General features: G+C 63.1%; 15 protein-coding genes. 4 read left to right on the top strand and 11 right to left on the bottom strand.

The window, feature by feature from the left end; translation table 11 throughout:
• Nucleotides 1-72 precede the first annotated feature (72 nt).
• Together adhE and L0F51_RS01025 are read left to right on the top strand one after the other, a co-directional pair.
• A complete protein-coding gene (gene adhE / locus L0F51_RS01030) occupies nucleotides 73-2730 on the top strand; it encodes a bifunctional acetaldehyde-CoA/alcohol dehydrogenase (protein WP_234627552.1) in 2658 nt (885 codons plus the stop codon).
• A 115-nt stretch (nucleotides 2731-2845) separates the two neighbouring features.
• The gene (locus tag L0F51_RS01025) at nucleotides 2846-3091 is read left to right on the top strand and encodes a hypothetical protein (protein ID WP_234627551.1); all 246 of its coding nucleotides are present in this window, start codon (nucleotides 2846-2848) and stop codon (nucleotides 3089-3091) included.
• 33 nt (nucleotides 3092-3124) lie between these two features.
• On the opposite strand, the gene L0F51_RS01020 is transcribed toward L0F51_RS01025, so the two are convergent.
• Nucleotides 3125-3964 carry a MurR/RpiR family transcriptional regulator gene (locus tag L0F51_RS01020; RefSeq protein WP_234627550.1) on the bottom strand — a complete coding sequence of 280 codons (840 nt, stop codon included), beginning with the start codon at nucleotides 3962-3964 and terminating at the stop codon, nucleotides 3125-3127.
• 344 nt (nucleotides 3965-4308) lie between these two features.
• Here L0F51_RS01020 and pflB point away from each other — a divergent pair, with 344 nt between their 5' ends.
• Nucleotides 4309-6579, top strand: a complete 2271-nt coding sequence (gene pflB / locus L0F51_RS01015; RefSeq protein WP_234629290.1) for a formate C-acetyltransferase — start codon at nucleotides 4309-4311, stop codon at nucleotides 6577-6579.
• On the top strand, nucleotides 6542-7360 hold the full coding sequence (pflA, locus tag L0F51_RS01010) for a pyruvate formate-lyase-activating protein (RefSeq protein WP_234627549.1): 819 nt from the start codon (nucleotides 6542-6544) through the stop codon (nucleotides 7358-7360). The genes pflB and pflA overlap by 38 nt, the downstream gene beginning before the upstream one ends.
• 269 nt (nucleotides 7361-7629) lie before the next feature.
• Here the strand turns inward: pflA and L0F51_RS01005 are convergent, their stop codons facing one another.
• The 10 genes from L0F51_RS01005 to L0F51_RS00960 form a co-directional block, all read right to left on the bottom strand.
• Nucleotides 7630-8463 carry a permease gene (locus L0F51_RS01005; RefSeq protein WP_304504487.1) on the bottom strand — a complete coding sequence of 278 codons (834 nt, stop codon included), beginning with the start codon at nucleotides 8461-8463 and terminating at the stop codon, nucleotides 7630-7632.
• Nucleotides 8464-8956: 493 nt separating this feature from the next.
• On the bottom strand, nucleotides 8957-10381 hold the full coding sequence (locus tag L0F51_RS01000; protein WP_234627547.1) for an aldehyde dehydrogenase family protein: 1425 nt from the start codon (nucleotides 10379-10381) through the stop codon (nucleotides 8957-8959).
• 27 nt (nucleotides 10382-10408) lie between these two features.
• A complete protein-coding gene (locus L0F51_RS00995; protein WP_234627546.1) occupies nucleotides 10409-11389 on the bottom strand; it encodes a cob(I)yrinic acid a,c-diamide adenosyltransferase in 981 nt (326 codons plus the stop codon).
• On the bottom strand, nucleotides 11386-11634 hold the full coding sequence (locus tag L0F51_RS00990; RefSeq protein ID WP_234627545.1) for a EutN/CcmL family microcompartment protein: 249 nt from the start codon (nucleotides 11632-11634) through the stop codon (nucleotides 11386-11388). The genes L0F51_RS00995 and L0F51_RS00990 overlap by 4 nt, the downstream gene beginning before the upstream one ends.
• 19 nt (nucleotides 11635-11653) lie before the next feature.
• On the bottom strand, nucleotides 11654-12469 hold the full coding sequence (locus L0F51_RS00985) for a flavoprotein (RefSeq protein ID WP_234627544.1): 816 nt from the start codon (nucleotides 12467-12469) through the stop codon (nucleotides 11654-11656).
• A 21-nt stretch (nucleotides 12470-12490) separates the two neighbouring features.
• Nucleotides 12491-13273, bottom strand: a complete 783-nt coding sequence (locus L0F51_RS00980) for a PduL/EutD family phosphate acyltransferase (protein ID WP_234627543.1) — start codon at nucleotides 13271-13273, stop codon at nucleotides 12491-12493.
• A gap of 79 nt (nucleotides 13274-13352) precedes the next feature.
• Nucleotides 13353-14045, bottom strand: coding sequence for a BMC domain-containing protein (locus L0F51_RS00975; protein WP_234627542.1), 693 nt, complete (start codon nucleotides 14043-14045; stop codon nucleotides 13353-13355).
• Nucleotides 14036-14698 (bottom strand): glycerol dehydratase reactivase beta/small subunit family protein, encoded by a 663-nt coding sequence (locus L0F51_RS00970; RefSeq protein ID WP_234627541.1) that lies wholly within the window; start codon nucleotides 14696-14698, stop codon nucleotides 14036-14038. The genes L0F51_RS00975 and L0F51_RS00970 overlap by 10 nt, the downstream gene beginning before the upstream one ends.
• A gap of 3 nt (nucleotides 14699-14701) precedes the next feature.
• Nucleotides 14702-16540, bottom strand: a complete 1839-nt coding sequence (locus tag L0F51_RS00965) for a diol dehydratase reactivase subunit alpha (RefSeq protein WP_234627540.1) — start codon at nucleotides 16538-16540, stop codon at nucleotides 14702-14704.
• A gap of 129 nt (nucleotides 16541-16669) precedes the next feature.
• Entirely contained in the window at nucleotides 16670-17185 is a 516-nt protein-coding gene (locus tag L0F51_RS00960; RefSeq protein WP_234627539.1) for a diol dehydratase small subunit, read from the bottom strand.
• Between the last annotated feature and the right edge of the window lie 17 nt (nucleotides 17186-17202).

Below are 17202 nucleotides of genomic sequence, written 5' to 3'. Positions count from 1 at the left end.
CATCCCTGCTCTCTCGGGTTCCACTCTTAGGGCAGCGCGCAGAAAACCGGCATTCCTGGAAGGGCCAGAGCCATGACATCCGATACGCTCCCCAGCCTCGACGCTCTCATCGCTCCCGTGAAGGAGGCCCAACGGGTCTATGCGGGTTACTCCCAGGAGAAGGTCGACCGGATCTTCCGCGCCGCCGCACTGGCGGCCAACAACGCCCGCATCAAGCTTGCCAAGCTCGCCGTCGAAGAGACCAGCATGGGCGTGATGGAAGACAAGGTGGTCAAGAACCACTTCGCGTCGGAGTACATCTACAACAAATATAAGGACGAGAAGACCTGCGGCATCCTCTCCGAGGAGCCGGAGTACGGCACGCTGACCATTGCCGAGCCGATCGGCCTCATCTGCGGCATCGTCCCGACGACCAACCCGACATCGACCGCCATCTTCAAGGCGCTCATCAGCCTGAAGACGCGGAACGGCATCATCTTCTCGCCGCATCCGCGCGCGCGCCACGCGACCTGCGAGGCCGCCCGCATCGTGCTCGAAGCGGCGGTCGCGGCCGGAGCGCCTGAGAACATCATCGGCTGGCTCGAGGAACCGACGGTCGAACTCTCGAACGCGCTCATGCGCCACAAGGACATCAACCTCATTCTCGCGACCGGCGGGCCGGGCATGGTCAAGGCGGCCTATTCCTCCGGCAAGCCGGCAATCGGCGTCGGCGCCGGCAACACGCCGGCCGTCATCGACGAATTCGCCGACATCAAGCGCGCCGTCGCCTCCATTCTCATGTCGAAGACTTTCGACAACGGCGTCATCTGCGCCTCGGAGCAATCGGCGATTGTCGTCGATCAGGTCTATGACGCGGTGCGCGCACGCTTTTCCAAGCACGGCGGCTACATCCTCTCCCCCGACGAGACGGACGCGGTCCGCCATGTCATCATGCCGAACGGCACGCTGAATGCCCGTGTCGTCGGCCAGTCGGCCGCCGCCATCGCGGAAATGGCCGGGTTTTCGGTGCCGCCCTTCACCAAGGTTCTGATCGGCGAAGTGAGTGAAGTGAGCGAGACAGAGGTCTTCGCTCATGAAAAGCTGTCACCGACGCTCGCGCTCTACCGCGCGAAGGACTTCGGCCATGCCTGCGATATCGCGGCGGACCTCGTCGCGCTCGGCGGCATCGGCCATACCTCGGTCCTCTACACCGAGCAGGATCAGCAGGAAGAGCGCATCCGCCAATTCGGCGACCGCATGAAAACGGCGCGCATCCTGATCAACTCACCGTCTTCGCAGGGCGGGATCGGCGACCTCTACAATTTCCGGCTGGCTCCCTCGTTGACACTCGGCTGCGGCTCCTGGGGCGGCAATTCGATCTCCGAAAATGTCGGCCCCCAGCATCTCATGAACAAGAAAACCGTGGCGAAGCGAGCGGAAAACATGCTCTGGCACAAACTTCCGAAATCCATCTACTTCCGCCGTGGCAGCCTGCCTTTCGCGCTCGAAGAGTTGCGGGGACACAAGCGCTGCCTGATCGTCACGGACAAATTCCTGTTCGAAAGCGGCGCCGTCAGCGAAACCATCAGCCTCCTCAAGAATCTCGGTCTCGAGGTCGAGGTCTTCTACGAGGTCAACGCCGATCCGACGCTCGAGACGGTGCGCAAGGCCACCTCGCTCGCCAATGCCTTCAAGCCGGACGTGATCCTGGCGCAGGGCGGCGGTTCGCCGATGGATGCGGCGAAGATCATGTGGGTGATGTACGAGCATCCCGACGTCGCCTTCGAAGAGCTCGCGCTGCGCTTCATGGATATCCGCAAGCGCATCTACAAATTCCCGAAAATGGGCTTGAAAGCGCAGTTCGTCGCGGTGCCGACCACCTCGGGCACGGGCTCTGAAGTCACCCCGTTTGCCGTCGTCACCGACGAGAAAACCGGCATCAAATACCCGATCGCCGATTACGAGCTGACGCCGAACATGGCGATCGTCGACCCCAACCTCGTCATGAACATGCCGAAGTCCCTGACGGCGGCCGGCGGCATCGATGCGGTGACGCATGCGCTCGAATCCTACGTCTCGGTGCTGGCGAACGAATATAGCGACGGCCAGGGGCTGCAGGCCCTCAAGCTCCTGAAAGACTACCTGCCGTCGGCCTACCGCAAAGGTCACGAAGATCCGAAGGCGCGCGAGCAGGTGCACAATGCAGCAACGATCGCCGGCATCGCCTTCGCCAATGCCTTCCTCGGCGTCTGCCATTCCATGGCGCACAAGATCGGCGCGGAATTCCATATTCCGCACGGCATCGCCAATGCGCTCCTGATCTCGAATGTCATCCGCTACAACTCGGCCGACATTCCGACCAAGCAGACGGCCTTCAGCCAGTACGACCGTCCGAAAGGCGTCGCACGCTATGCGCAGATCGCCCGCCATCTCGGCCTTTCCGGCGAGCGCGACCACGAGCGGGTGCAGAGCCTTATCGCCTGGGTGGACGAGCTGAAAGAAGCGCTGGAAATCCCGGAGAGCATCCAGGCTTTCGGCGTCAAGGAAGCGGATTTCCTCGACAAGGTGGACAGCCTCGCAGAGGCGGCCTTCGACGACCAGTGCACGACCGCAAATCCACGCTTTCCGCTCGTCAGCGAGCTGAAGCAGCTCCTTCTCGACAGCTATTACGGCCGGGCCTGGGTCGAGCCGTCGCTCGAAGCCGAAGACCAGACGCAGGCTTCCTCCCCAGCCTCTCTTGCCGCCGAATGACGGCGCATTGGCGGGTCCGCTCTCACCCCTCCTCCCGAAGAAAGCGGACCCGCCAGATCAACTCCGGCGCCAACCAATTCCAAGATTTGTCGCCGGAGACAGAAGGAACGAGACGATGAGCAAGAGCTTGATGTGGACCGCCAAAGACGCGCGAGGCCTCACGGTTCAGTGCCTTTTCAACGAAGACGCCCGCAGCTATGAGATGACCGTCTCAGGCCAGTCCGCCTGGACCTGCCGCAGCGAGACCTTTCTGGCGAGCAGCGAGCCCGTTTTCGGCATGGATCCGGACGACCGGGCGCTGTCGGTGCAGGTCGCAGACCGGCTCATGCATGATGTCGCACGCGCGCTCGGCGACTTCTGACAGCACGTGCCGACGGCTTTGCATATCTTGTCGTCAGTCCCGCAGCCCGCCGTTTTCCTTCAAGAGCGCTTTGCTGCGCTCCACGCGCTCATGCAGGGTCCGTCCCTTGCGCAGCGCCACGCAGATGGAGAGTGCATCTCCCAAAACGAGGTGACTGATGCGGGAGGTGAGCGGCGAATAAACGTCGTATTCCTCCGCAACGTCGGTCAGAAGGCTCACCGTCGCGAGGCGGGCCAGCGGAGAATCGGAGCGGGTCAGCGCCACGACATCGGCGCCGACCGTCAGCGCATTCTGCACGCTGTCCAGGATATCGCGCGTGCGCCCGGAATTCGAGACGGCCACGACCGCATCACCCGGTGCGAGCGACAGCGACGAAATGAAGTAAACGTGCGGATCGCTGTAGGCCACGGTCGGCATTCCGAGCCGAAAGAAGCGGCGCTGGACGTCCTCCGCGATGGTGCCGGAATTGCCCGAGCCATAGAACTCGATGCGCCGCGCCGACGCCAGAATGTCCGCGGCCTTGTCGAGCATCGAGGCAGAGAGATTGTTGCGCACGCCGATCAGCGTGTTGATGGTGCGATCGAAGACTTTTCCGGCGATGCCGCTGGCGCCGTCGTCGGGCAGCACATCCTGATCGAGAAACGGCATCCCGCCGGCGATATCCTGCGCCAGCTTGATCTTGAACTCGCGAAATCCCTTGCAGCCGAGCGCAGAACAGAAGCGTGCCACCGTCGGCTCGCTCACCTCCGAGCGGCGCGCCACTTCGGCCATCGACAGATTGATGACCTCGCCAGGATGCGAGAGCACGAAGTCCGCAAGCTTGCGCTCAGACGGTCGGATCTGATCCTTGACCGAGGTGATTCTTCCCAGCATTTCCGCCCTCTTTTGTTGCGTCAGGCGGCGAAAGCGGTCATCCGTGACGGGGGCCAACACAGACAAGCCCTGCGTGGTACGCATGACAGCATGCTACACACCGCAAATCCGACCCGGATTAAGACTAACGTTCTGACGAATTTGTATTTTTACCCTTGGGGAAAATTCGAGCGAGGTACGATTCTCGCTCTTTTGCCCTTCAACCATACCCATTTGTGTAGTAAAACTACAGAAAGTCAACGGTTCGTGAAACGGATCCAATCCAACCGGCAGAACCATCAGAAATATGATAGGTTCACGCCACAGCGCCCTTTTCACAAGGAGTGACAATGAACGCCATAGTGATGTCCTCTCGCGTCGATCTCAACGACTTCCCGACGACGAACGACCCGTGGCGTGGCTTCAAGCCCGGCGCGTGGCAGCACGAAGTCAACCTCCGCGACTTCATCCTCGACAATATCACGCCTTACGAGGGCGATGCCTCCTTCCTCAGCGGCTCGACCAAACGGACGAAGGCCCTCTGGGACAAGGTTGCCGAACTCCTGAAAGAGGAACGCGCCTCCAAGGGCGGCGTTCTCGACGCCGACACCGAGGTGGTCTCCTCCATCACCTCGCATGGCGCGGGCTATATTGACCGCGATCTGGAAGTCGTTTTCGGACTGCAGACCGACAAGCCGCTGAAACGCGGGATCATGCCGTTCGGCGGCTGGCGCATGGTCGTGAAGGGTCTGGAAGCCTATGGCTTTACGCCTTCGCCCAAGCTCAAAGAGGTGTTCCCGAGCCTCCGCAAGACGCACAATGACGGCGTTTTCGACGTTTACACCGATGAAATCCTGCGCTGCCGCAAGTCCGGTCTCATCACCGGTCTTCCCGACGCCTACGGGCGCGGCCGCATCATCGGCGATTACAGGCGCGTCGCCCTTTACGGTGTCGACCGCCTCATCGCCGACAAGCAGGAGCAGATGACCTCGCTGGAGGTGAGCCCGCTCGACGCCGAAATTCTCCAGTTGCGCGAGGAGATCGCCGAGCAGATCAAGGCCCTCAACGAACTCAAGGAGATGGGGGCGGTCTACGGCTTCGATCTTTCACAGCCGGCAACCAATGCGCGCGAAGCGGTGCAGTGGACGTATTTCGCCTATCTGGCGGTCGTGAAAGAAGCCAATGGCGCGGCCATGTCGCTCGGCCGAGTATCGAGCTTCCTCGATATCTATATCCAGCGCGACATCGCCGAAGGCACCCTCACGGAAGCCGAGGCACAGGAACTCATCGACCAGTTTGTCATCAAGCTGCGTCTCGTCCGCTTCCTGCGGACGCCGGAATATGACGCCCTCTTTTCCGGCGACCCGACCTGGGTCACGGAAGTTCTCGGCGGCATGGCTCTCGACGGTTCGACGCTCGTCACGCGCACGAGCTTCCGCATGCTGCAGACGTTGCACAACCTCGGCCCCGCGCCAGAGCCCAATCTCACGGTCCTCTGGTCGGAGAAGCTGCCCAAGGGCTTCAAGGAATTCTGCGCCGAGACGTCCATCAAGACGTGCTCGCTGCAATATGAAAACGACGATCTGATGCGGCCGTATTACGGCGATGATTACGGCATCGCATGCTGTGTCTCGGCCATGCAGATCGGCAAGCAGATGCAGTTTTTCGGCGCCCGCGCGAACCTCGCAAAGGCCCTGCTCTACGCCATCAATGGTGGCCGCGACGAGAAGTCCGGCGTGCAGGTCGTGCCGGCTTTCGCGCCCGTCACGGCCGACGTGCTCGACTACGACACGGTCGTGGAGAAGTTTCTGCCCATGATCGAATGGCTGGCGCGGGTCTATGTCAACGCGCTCAACGCCATCCACTACATGCACGACAAGTACATGTATGAGCGCCTCGAGATGGCGCTGCACGACCGCGACGTGCTTCGCACCATGGCCTGCGGCATTGCCGGTCTTTCCGTGGTGGCGGACAGTCTGTCGGCCATCAAGCACGCCAAGGTGAAGGTCATCCGCGACGAGCGCGGGCTTGCCACCGACTTCGAGATCGACGGCGAATATCCGATGTTCGGCAACAACGATGCACGCGTCGACGACATCGCCTCCTGGGTCGTCAAAACCTTCATGGACATTCTGCGCCAGCAGAAGGCCTATCGCGGAGCGACGCCGACGCAGTCGGTTCTGACCATCACCTCCAATGTGGTCTACGGCAAAAAGACAGGGTCGACGCCCGACGGCCGCAAGGCTGGCGAGCCTTTCGCGCCGGGCGCCAATCCGATGCACGGCCGCGACAGCAAGGGCGCCCTCGCCTCCATGGCGAGCGTCGCGAAGCTGCCTTACGAACATGCCCAGGACGGCATTTCCTATACCTTCACGATCGTCCCATCCGCGCTCGGACCGACCGAGGACGAGCGGACGGAAAATCTGGTCGGGATGCTCGACGGCTACGTAGCGGCCGGCGGTCACCACATGAACGTCAACGTCTTCGACAAGGAGACGCTTCTGCACGCGATGGATCATCCGGAGCTCTATCCGCAGCTCACCATCCGCGTGTCGGGCTATGCCGTGAACTTCATCAAGCTGACCAGGGAGCAGCAGCTTGACGTCATCAGCCGCACGTTCCACCAGCGCCACTGACCTCGTTCAGGAGGTGACGCAGAGCGAAGCACCCGAGGCCGCAACGACGCCTTGCGTCAAGGGCTGGGTGCATTCGCTCGAAACGGGCGGGACGCTCGACGGGCCGGGCCTGCGTTACGTGCTGTTTCTTTCCGGCTGCCCTTTGCGCTGCTGCTACTGCCACAACCCCGACACGTGGCACATGCGCGAGGGGAAGCTGCAGAGTTCGGACGACATCGCGGCGGAGATTGCCTCCTTCGCGCCCTTCCTGAAGCGCGGGCGCGGCGGCGTCACCTTGACGGGTGGCGAACCGCTTGTGCAGCCTGAATTCTGCCGGGCGATCCTGCGGGCATCGAAAGAGCTCGGCCTGCACACGGCGCTCGACACATCCGGCTTTCTCGGTGCGCGCGCCGATGACGCGTTCCTGGAGGATGTCGACCTCGTTCTCCTCGACATCAAGGCGTTCTCGGAAGCCACCTATCGCAATGTGACCGGCGTGCGACTACGCCCGACGCTCGATTTCGCCGAACGGCTCTCCGCCATGAAGAAGCCCGTGTGGCTTCGCTACGTCCTCGTGCCGGACTTCACCGACAATACGGCAGAGATCGAAGCCCTCGCCCGCTATGTGGCCGATCTCAAGAATGTCGAGCGGGTCGACGTCCTGCCCTATCACGACCTCGGCGCCTACAAATGGCCCCGCCTGGACAAGGCCTATCGTCTGGCAGGCACACAGCCACCGAAGCTCGAAGAGACGGAGCGGGTGCGCAACATTTTCCGGGCTCGGGGTCTTCTCGCGACATAGAGGGGCTGGGAGCGGCGCATTGTTTGCCCGGCGTCTCGCTCTGACGGCGACGATCACCGTCAAGCCGCCCGAGATCTGACAATCATTCTGCTCATCTTCGCGTGAGGCTCGTGCTCGGGCATTTTCCCGACCTCACCCCCGACGATTTTGCGTGTGCATTCACTCGGCTCAAGCTGGAACCGGGCACACAGTCTCTTCTCCCACAAAAAAGCCCTCCCGCCGATCTCCGGCGGGAGGGCAAAGTCATTCGGGTGCTTTCGTTGCTGACCTTAGTAGGGCAGCGGCACCAGGCTGAAGAAGCCGATCGACAACAGATAGTTCACCGTGAGCGTCATGGTGGCGATCGTCGTTGCCGGCGGATCAAAGTGCGTATCGCCATGATCGTGGAAGAGCCGGGCGAAGAACTCGCCGAGCAGCGCCCCGATCACGCCAACGACTGCCGCCCACAGCAGGCTACCCGAGCCCGCAGCCGCCAAAGCAGCCGGCAGAGCGATGTGGTGGGTGACCGGAACGGAAACGCCGAACTGGAGGAAGATCAACGAGGCTGCGGAGATACCGAAGGCGAGGAAGCATCCAGCGCCACCGTAGAGATCTCCGAGGTATCCGCCGAAGATGCCAACACCCAGGCCGATCACGACGAGCTGGCCGAGCGTGCTCTGGAAGGGCAGCCAGCGATCGGCTTCTCCCGGGTTCCAGCGCGTCGTGCCCTCTTTCGGCGTTCCGAACAGGCCAGCCTTGCCGAACATGAGGCGGGTAACGATGGCGCTGATGACGACCGTCAGAGCGACCGTATCCGTCCAGGCCAGCCCTTCGCCGAAAGCCGGCACCAGAGCGAGATAATACTGGACGATGTAACCGAAGATACCGAATGCGCCGCCGACGAGAAGCACATCCGGCGCCTTAAGACCCATCATCCCGGCAAGGATGTTCTTGCCCGAGTCGAACTTGCCGCGGCGCGCGGCATAGGCCGCTGCAGCAACACCTGAGGCAAAGCCGCCGACATGGGGTCCGAAGACGCCAAACGGCAGACCGAAGAAGTCGGTAGCCTCCGGCGCAACACCGAGCTGCACCGCCACACCAATCATCACGAGGAAGCCAACCATCTCGAACGCCGGCAAGGCGCCGATGGCAGCTCCAAATATCCCCCCGCCAAATGCGGCAATTATTCCTAGGACCGTCATTTTGCCCTCCAAGAGGTCGTCACTGTTTCACAAGATCCAAGCCTTGGCCAAAAGTCGAAGCACGAATGAAGCTGCCGCCACTTGCCATACCGAGCTCCATAAGATGTACTTTGCTTCTCAATCCCCCGCCGGCCTGCAGTTTTTTGGGAAAACCTTTCCCGCTCCGCCGTTTCCGGCAGATTTCGTTGTTTCAGATTCTGATTTCGCTTCCGAGCTTTGAGGCGGAAGCCTCCACACACCATCCGCTTACGCCGATGGCGTCGCGGCGGCCACCCGCGGCCAGCCCTCGCGTTGAGGGCTGGCAACGGTTGCAAGACGGTTCAGCGACCGGGCGCCTTTGTGCCCCAGCCCCGGTCGCGAAGCCCTTCAGCGGGCGAATACGATGCCGTTCTCGCATGCATTTTCGCAGTCTTGTCTAGAGCGAGAACGCCCCAACGAGCGCACAGCGGCGCACACGCGTGAAGGTGCGCACGGTCGCAATGCCCTCGCCGGTCCGCCCAGCGATGGTGAAGCCCGTATGGCCCTCGCCGCCGATACCGATGCCGGCATAGGAGGGAGCGTTCTTGACGTAGATCGTCGTGTTGATCGCCCTGCCGAACTCGCTCATGTGATAGACGTCGGAGGAATGGATGATGGCCGAGTGACGGTTGCCGCCCTCGAGCTCCACGGCGACATCCACCGCTTCCTTGAAGTTGCCGACGCGCACGACGCCGAGAACCGGGATCATCAGCTCGTGGACCACGAACGGATGCTTCCGGTCGGTCTCCACGATGATGGCGCGGATGTCGTCGCCCGCATCAATGCCGAGCTCGCGGAGGATGACGTTGGCGTTCTGGCCGATCATCTTCGGCGCACCACCCGTCCGCTTTTCATTGAGCACGATGCGCTCGAGCTCCGGCAGACGGTCTGCACCGAGAACGACGGCGTTGTCGCAACGGCCGAAGGCTGCCATGAGGTTATCGGCAATGCCGGAGGTCGCGATGACTTCCTTCTCGGCGATGCACGGCAGGTTGTTGTCGAAGGAATGGCCGGCGATGATTTCGCGGGCGGCCTTCGCCGGATCGGCGCTGTTGTCGACCACGACCGGCGGGTTGCCCGCAGCGGCGCCGATCACGCGCTTGCCGCTCGTCATCGCTTCACTCACGACGCCGGTGCCACCCGTGATGCACAAGATCGCAATCTTCGGATGACGCATCAGGCCCTGAACCACCTTGAGATCGACAGAGCTCGTCGTCACGCAGGTGTTGGCCGGGCCGCCCGCCTTCTCCACGGCCTCGTTGATGAGGTCGATGCAGTGCAGCGAGGTCTTCAGGGCACGCGGATGCGGCGCAAAATACACCGTGTTGCCGGCGCCAAGCATGCTGATGGCATTGTTGAGCAGCGTCGCCGTCGGGTTGGTCGTCGGCGTGACGGCGAGGATCGTGCCGAACGGTGCCGGCTCCTCCGTCGACAGGCCGAAATCACCGACCATGGCGTTGGTCGGCAGACCTTCCACACCCGGGGTCTTTTCAGCCACCGCCAGGTGCTTCTTCACCTTGTCTTCGACGCGGCCCATGCGGCTTTCGGAAACGGCCATCTGAGCCAGTTCCTGCGCATGTTCGATGGTCACTTCCCGCAACGCGTCGACGATTGCCTTGCGCTTGGCAAGGCTGACGCGACGGTATTCCGCATTGGCACGCTCGACGGCAAGGATGGCATCGTCCGCATTCGCAAAGACGCCACGTTGCCCGGTCGTGACCGGCTGCGGCCGGAAAGCGGAGCTGTCAGCATCCGGCCGTCCACCCATCTCACCGAGAACCCGGCGAACGATCTCGCTGATTGTGTTGTCTTCTACAGCCATAGCGTGTCTTTTCCTTTCACAGAATTCTTACAGCGCCGCGACCATCGCGCGGGCCACATCGATATCTTCCTCGACGGATCCACCACTCACGCCCACCGCACCGACGACGCGGCCACCACGCTCGAGAGGCAGGCCTCCGCCAACCAGCGTGAAGTTCGGAATGTTGCTGTCGATGCCGAACAGCGGACCGCCGGGCTGCGATAGTTTCGCGATCTCATGGGTCGGCGAGCGCACGGCAGCGGCCGTATAGGCTTTGTGCGGCGCAAGCTTCAGGCTCACGCCCAGCGAACCCTTCATGCGGCGCAGCTCGATCAGATCGCCGGCCGCGTCGACGACGACCAGCACCATCGGCACGGAAATGGCGTCCGCGCGGGCAATGCCGGCCTCCACCAGGCGATCGCAATCTGACAGGCAGAGTTCCGTCATCGTCCCCTCCTCAGGTTCGGCCTTGGCTTTCTTCATCTGCTTGGTGACTTCGCGAACGACCGCACGCTGCTCGTCGATGCGCGCCGCCATATAAAGATAGTCAGATAAGCGATTGAAATATTTGAAGAGAACCGGATTGATCTCTTCTTCCCGGCCGAGGGCGATGAGACGGCGCTCGCCGCGGCGCACGAAGGTGCGGGCCATGTCGAGGGCTGCCGCCGCCTGTGTGCCGCCAGGCGTCACGAAGCCCTTCTGGGGGACACGCTCTTCCTGGTAGGCGTCGATCAGTTTCTCCAGATGTTCCACCTGGTGCGGCTCGACGCGGTACACTTTGCCTTTGCGCGGCTTGTCGGGGTCAAAGCCGGAGGCGACCTCTGCCATCACGTCGATCAGCTCGCGCTGCAGGCAATGGAGGTCGCCGCGCAGCTCGTCATCTTCACAGGCGGCGCGCCCGAGGCCCATCGCCGACGTGGCCTCGTCGAGGGTCCCGTAGACTTCCACCCGCAAGCTGTCCTTGGAGACACGCAGGCCGCCGAGAAGCGAGGTTTCGCCCTTGTCTCCGCCTTTTGTGTAGACGCTCATGACCGCACATCCACCGTATCGACGATGCCGACGACGGCCGCGTCGACGGGGCTTGGTTTATCCAGTTTGACGCGCGCAGCGCCGCCAGTGACGTAGAGAACCGTGTCGCTGCCGCCAGCGCCGACGAGATCGATCGCGACGATGCGGGAGCCGTCCGAGAGTTCCAGGACGAGGAGCTTGTAGCCAACGAGCGCATCGTCCTTGCGCGTGGCGACGACAGTTCCGATTACGGTTGCAAGTTGCATTTCAGTCGTCCTTTCACTGTCACGCGGCAACGAGCTTGAGATGCAGGCGCTCGACAGCATCGCGGGCCTGGGCCGTCAAAGCCTGCCCCGGCGCGAGGCTGATTGAAGAACCAGGCGCAAGGCCCAGAAGCTCATTGGCGGTCACAAATTTCGAGGTTGGCGTCACCGCGTTCGATACCCCAGCGGCGATCGTCGCCGAATGCTGCGGAACAACAGCAGGCGCCTCCGTCACGTGGCGCGACGTCACGAGGTGGCGCTCCATCCGCATCAAGAAGTCTTGCTTGTCGACCATCTCCGCGCCGAAGGCGGCGAGCCGAGCAAGGTATTCCTGCAGAAGCGACCAGAGAACGGGCGAACCGTCCGGCTTTGACCCCATGACCTCGCCGCGCTTGTCGGCAGGATCGGCGCCGTTGCGAATGGCAATGACCGGCTTGCCCGCAAGAAGCACACCCAGAAAGAGCGTCGTTGCCGGAGAATCCATGAGCCCGAGGGCAAGACGACCGGCAAGGTTCATCGTCAGGCACGGCACGAGGAGCAGGTCGCACGCCTTGATGAGCTCCGGCACGTCGAGCCAGGGATCGTACGGGAGGATCGTCTTTGCACCCTCCTGGCGAACCAGATCTTCGGTCAGCACATGCTGCGCACCCGGCGTCATCAGCACTTTGAGCTCGTGCTTGGAGGCGCTCAGGCGGCGGATGCCTTCGCGCGCGGCGTAAAAGCCACTCGCAGCCCCGCTCAGCAGCATGACGACGCGCCGCGGCGAGGTGTCGATCGTCTCGCCCTCAAGCTGCGCCATCACTCTGGCGACGACCATGTCGACGATTGCCTCGTCCATCGCCCTCTCCCTTCAGCCTCCTCAGCGCGGAATGATGAGCGTGCACATCTGGCCGGTCCGGATGCCGGCCGCATTCGCTTCGTCCGTGTCGACGTGCAGTTCGGTGCGCCAGCCCGCCTTCACGCGCACAAAGATGCCGTGCAGCGTCGTGGGCTTCGGACCGTCGACCCGCAGATCGAGAAGGTCACCGGCCTTGACGCGAAGTTCGCGGGCAACATCGTCGCTGAGGTGAATGTGGCGCCGCGCCTGGAAGGCACCGCCGCCCTTGCCGCCCGGCAAGCGCACAGTGCCCCGCGGCCCGACGAGGGTGACGGGCTGCGTGCCCTCTTCGCTGCCTTCGGTGCGAACCGGCAGCTTCAGGCCGATGTTGGTGGCATCCGTCTGCGCCAGTTCGACCTGCGAGAACGCCCGGGTCGGGCCGAGAACGCGAACCTTTTCGATCGCCCGCTTCGGACCGACGACGATCAGCTGCTCTTTCGCCGCGAAATAACCCTTCTGATAAAGCTCGTTGTAGACCTGCAGGTCGTAGCCTTCACCGAAGAGCACCTTCACGTGTTCGTCGCAGAGATGGATGTGGCGGACGGAGACGCCGGTGTAGACCGGCAGTTCCAGATTGCCGTTGCGAATGACCGGCTTCGTCGGCACTTCGCTCTGGGCAGCCTCAGGCTTGGGCGGCGCCACCTCGGTCTTGGCCGCAGCCGGTGGTGCACTCGCCGTCGTCTTAGCCGCGCCCGCTCCCGCTTGCGAAAGACGCCGGACCACTTCTTTGGTGACCCCTTCGATCGTTTCGGCGGTGATTTCCATCGAGTTACTCCTCAGTCGCGCCTTCGGCGCGGTCTTCTTCGTCCGTTCCAATCGTCGGCGACCCGGTCTTCACCGACCGTCAGTATTTTCTTCTGGAGCGCCGTCCCTTGCGGGGCCGGCCGTTTGAGGCCGCGTGCTCACCGGTCGCATTCGTCTCGCCCGTCTCGCCATCCGAGGTGTCATCGGCGTCTTCATCACCTGCTTCGTCGGACGCTTCATCGTTGCTATCGGCCGCTGCCTCGGACGGGGCTTCCTCTTGCGGGGCTGCATCGGCTGCGGCGGACGTCTCGACCTCGGGGGCTTCTTCAGCAACCGGCGCGGTCACCTCCGAAGCCTTGGGTTGGTCGTCTTCGGCGTCGCTTTCGCCTTCGGCGCTGTCCTCGGAACCGGCGGCTTCGGAGCTCGCCTCTTCCGGCGCAGCTTCAGAGGCCGCGGGCTCTGCCGCCGGCGTCGCGGAAGCAGCCTCGCTTGGCGCCTCCGACTTCGGCTTGCCGCCGGCCTGCAGGATCAGGCTTTCGAGCGTGTCGTGCGGGCGCGGAATGATCAGCTGACCATCGATCCGCCCGACCTTGGCACCAGCGGCCGTTCCCGCCGCCACCGCGGCGCGGATCGCACCGACGTCTCCAGCGAGCTTGATGGTGATACGTCCACCGCCTTTCGCGGTCTCGGAGCCGAGCAGCACGACATTGGCGGATTTCACCGCCGCGTCCGCCGCTGCGATCGCAGTCGGCAGGCCAATGGCCTCGATCAATCCCAGAGCCTTCAGCGCCATTGTGTTCCTCGTTCTTTGATGATCGCCACGACGATCTTGACGATCTTGCGTATGTCGGCCTCGCTCAGAGCAAGCTCGGGGGAGGCCTCGCCGGCCGGCCGTCTTGCTGTCTCAGCCGCTTGTTGATTTGTGCAGTTGCGCCCGGCACCGCCTTCGGCGCGCGCCTGGCTTTGTGTCGGGACGCCCCCGCCGTTGCCGTCCCGAAGGGCGGCGGCAGTCTTAGCCGGAACGGATGCAGCCGATTGTGCTGCGGCGCGTCGTTCGGAGGCCGGCCGAACGCGCTCGTCGACATCCTCGACCGCGTCTTCGAAAAGCAGCGGAAGGCGCGCCACCATGCGGGCGGCATTGGCGCCGGCCCGGCGACACACGGCTTCGGCTTTGCCTTCATACGGGATCGTCAGCACCGGCTTTTGCGGAGGCATGTGCCGTTCGTGCAGAACGATCGCGTCAGTGCCGATCGCGACACCGATATCGATCCGCGAACTGATCGCGGCCGCATACGCCGCATCCACGACATCTCCGGAAGCCGCCTCGGCCAGCTTGGTCGGGACGCCCTCTTCCTCAGCGCCGATCAACACCCATTCGTAAAGCGACGGCGTTGCTCCGCGGACGACCGCGACGTTGATGGTGGGACGTTCGGACTTCTCGGCCATAGCTCAGACCGCTCCCTGACGCCGCGCATGGCTGAGGACGAGGCCGGTCGCCACGGCATTCACCGGGCCGAGAGCGCCGCGGATATTGGCGGTGCCGATCACCGTGCCGTAATGGGCGAGCTGATCGGTCAGCATGCGGGCGACTTCGAAGTCGAGCCCCGAACCGCCGACGACGGCGACGAACTGGATCTCACGGATGTTGCCGGCCGGCGCGACCGCGGAGAGCGCCCGCATGGCATTGCGCACGAAGACGCGGCGCTTGGCTTCGCGGCGCACCTCGCGGATGCGGTCCAGCGTGTGGTGCGTCGGGATCGGCGAGAGCCCGTCCGGGGTGATCAGGGCGACACGGCCGAAGAGCTTCGGATCGAGCGGCTCCTCGAAGAAGCGCACGGTGTTGTCCTCGTGGCGGACGTGGAACAGACTTTCCACACGCACCAGCGGGAAGCGCTTGATCTGCTCGGCGACATCCGTCTCGTTGCCGCCCGGCAGATCGAGCTCACGCTGGATGAGGAGCGTCACCATATCGCCGGCGCCGGCAAGATGGACCGAGCGCACGTCACGATCCTTTTCGAGGATGGCGGCGTCGGTCGAGCCGGCACCGAGGTCGAGGATCGCCAAAGGCGTATCGAGACCCGGCGTGGTGAGCGTGCCGAGGATAGCCATATTGGCTTCGACACCACCGAGCTGCACCTGGATGCCGAGCTCCTTGTGCAGACCTTCGGCAAGCTGCTCCATCAGAAGCTTGTCAGTGTTGACCATGGCCGCAAGCCCGACGGCATTCTCCATCGAGAATTCCTGAGCGAGGCCACCCGAAACCCGCTGCGGCACCAGGCAATCGACCGCCAGCACGTCGCGGATATGCACCTCCGACGCCGGCTTCTTCGTCATGTTGCTCATGGTCTGACGCACACGCGCCACCATGCCGCCGACATTGGTGCCGGACTCGCCTTCCACATCCTTGAGCGGAAAGGCCTGGGCGAGCGCATCCATGATCGCGTCAGCGCCGGAATCCATCGGCGCGTCGACCGTGCGCCGCTCGCCGATCAGCTTCAGAGAGCCGGCCGGGATGTGCCGCGTCTGAACGTCGCCGGCGGGGGTGCGGATGACCACGGCCGAGCGCAGGCCGATGAGGGCCTTGGCGATCGGAATGATCATCGTCGTTTCTTGCGGCGTCAGCTTGAAGAGCGTCGCAATGCCGTACGGATTGCTGAGCTGCTGGATCGCCTGGCCATGATCGGCCACTTCGACAGCCGCGAGCATGCCGAGCGGCACCTGATCGATGAGCTTCACCTCATCGACGATCGGCAACTTCTTCGGAAGGCGGTTGGCGATCAGAACGCCGTCGTCGCCCTGCACGATCGCGGCCGTCACATCGACGCCGCGCTCCAGGGCCGCTGCCAGCATCTGTGCGGCGCGGGTGAAATCGTAGGTCTTCGGGACGACGGCGATGATCGCCTCGTCTTTCGGGGCTGTCTCAAGCTCACTGATGTCGTGCGTGACGCCGACACCGATGCCGAGCCCGCCGGGAGAATTCGGATTGTGACCGATCATCGAGGATTCGGTGATGATCGTCTCGGTGATCGTTTCCATGGCGATATCGCCGATCACCGGGGTCGCTTCATTCAGAAGAACGAGGTCGATGTCGCCCAGCGCGAGCCCAGCCTGCTGCACAGCCGTCTCGAGCGCCCGCACCACACCCGGCACGTTCGCCAGGGTGCCTTTGATGCCCGTCGTCGGCATGCGGCTGGAGGCCAGGAAATTCGGCACTCCACCTGGTGCGCCCAATTCGGCCAGGGCAACTTCCGTGGTCGAGTTTCCGATATCGACGCCCGCGACCTTCATTTTTCTTCCAATAGGTTTGCTGTGAGGAAGGTGCGAAACGGCGGGCCAATTGGGGGTACACCCGCCGTTTCGCAGAGAACCAAACTCCAAGGGGGAGCAACGTGCAGGAGTTTGGTCGGTCCGTTTTCGTCAGTCCTTACGGAGGACGTCGCGACGCTCGTAAACGTCGGCCGCCTCACGAACGAAGTCCGCGCAAATGTTCGCGTCGAACTTGCTTTCCAACTCGTCCGCGATCGCCAGCAGTTCGGCTTTCGTCGAACGGTTCGGACGCAGAGCGTTGTACATCTGCAGGATCCGGTCGTCGGGAACCCGGGTCATCTCGGCAGCGCGCCGAAGGTTCGCCGCAAACTGCGGGCGACCGACGCTCTCACCAATCTGAGCCTGGTATTCCAGAGTATCAGCCGTGATGCGGATGTCGTTCGGGCCGATCTTGCCGTTGAGCACATCCTCAAGAGTGATGTCCTCGAGCGACTTGCCGCCCGGCGTCTTGACCAGCTCGGGGCGATGCTTGGCGAGCGGATAGTCCTTCGTGTGGTCGAGCTTTCCGCTTGCCGATGCCTTGCTGGGGGCAGCGGCGGAACCGCCGTTGCCCAGCTCCGCGAGCACTTCGCGAACAATGGAGTTGATCAGGTCTTGCTGTGACATTGTTTTTCTCCCTGTCC

Origin of the sequence: Afifella sp. H1R (assembly GCF_021462425.1) — a bacterium.
Lineage (GTDB): Bacteria > Pseudomonadota > Alphaproteobacteria > Rhizobiales > Afifellaceae > Afifella > Afifella aestuarii.
This window is presented reverse-complemented; position numbering and strand designations above follow the sequence as displayed.